This is a genomic window from Xanthomonas sp. DAR33341 (assembly GCF_003992815.1).
GTDB classification, from domain to species: Bacteria; Pseudomonadota; Gammaproteobacteria; order Xanthomonadales; family Xanthomonadaceae; genus Xanthomonas; species Xanthomonas cissicola.
On record NZ_QEYV01000007.1, the window covers coordinates 1 to 1,083 of the forward strand.

Consider the following 1,083-nt stretch of genomic DNA (forward strand, 5'->3'; position numbering starts at 1 on the left):
GATGTTCTACAACCCACAACGCCGTCATGGTTCAACTGGCGACCTGTCCCCTGTAGAGTTTGAACGGCGCTACGCGCAACGAGGGTCTTGAGTGTCTACGGAACCCTGGGCGTATCATACACCCCGTTGGACCGGCTCGATTCTCTCGGCATCTACGTGCAAGTGCCATTTTGATTGAGCGAGCCAAGTTACGCCATAAAGATATGCCTCACTGATTGGGGCATATCTTTTGAGGGTTGCTATGAAATTCGTGCTGGTTTCAGTGTTGTACTTGTGTTCGATGGCGCTATCGCACGCAGCCTGTCGAACGGAACCCATCAATACCAATCTTCCTGGCCTCGGGCAGGGCTTGATGCGCGACCAGGTACAGCAGGTTTTTCCGACCTATCGCGAGATTGTTCCATCCTCGGATCGACTTGCCATCGTATGGATCGACCCTAAAGACTGCGGAGCGAAGGATATTGATGCGCGCCAAAGGCAACTTGAGACCATGCTTGGAAGGCAAGTCATCTTGATGCCATCGCCGCAGGATTACCGAATCTTGCAAGGCGGCTTCGGTTATCCGGAGATCGTCAAAACGCGCCAGTTGCGAGCGCTATTCCCAACTCTGCGGATCCGTGGCAGCAAGATCGGCGAGAACGTAGAGGTGCTGGTGGTCGGCGAAAGCGACCTGGCGGCTACCGAGCTGGACGATCGTCTGGGCAAGGCGGCGACAATCGTGGGACGCCCCGTGGAGCTGCGAACGGACGAAAGCGCAACAGCCTCAAAATAGTTGGGCGTGCATGCGATCTGCTGCCGAGCGCCGAACCGGAGCATCAAACCACGCGGGAGTAGGGCGGCTTGCGGCGCTGGCGCCCTTTGTCCAATGCTTTCAGGCGGGCCTGTGCAGAAGCCTCGCTATCTGCGACTTCGACCAACTGACCATGCCGGCGAGAACCTTTGCCGCCCCAGGATCGGATGACGGTATAGAGGGGAGGCAGGGATTTGTGTAAAAAACAGCCAAAAGTGGGCTAACTCGCTGTCAGTAAAGGTTACTTACACCAATCCCTGCCGACGCTCAGGTAGTCACCGACTGAGCCTCAC

The 1,083-nt window shown here is 56.6% G+C and carries 1 protein-coding gene; it reads left to right on the forward strand.

All coding sequences use genetic code 11. The annotated features are described in order from the left end of the window. The first annotated feature begins 241 nt into the window (after positions 1 to 241). The gene (locus tag EO156_RS00035) at positions 242 to 772 is read left to right on the forward strand and encodes a hypothetical protein (RefSeq protein ID WP_016851028.1); all 531 of its coding nucleotides are present in this window, start codon (positions 242 to 244) and stop codon (positions 770 to 772) included. The last annotated feature ends 311 nt before the right edge of the window (positions 773 to 1,083 follow it).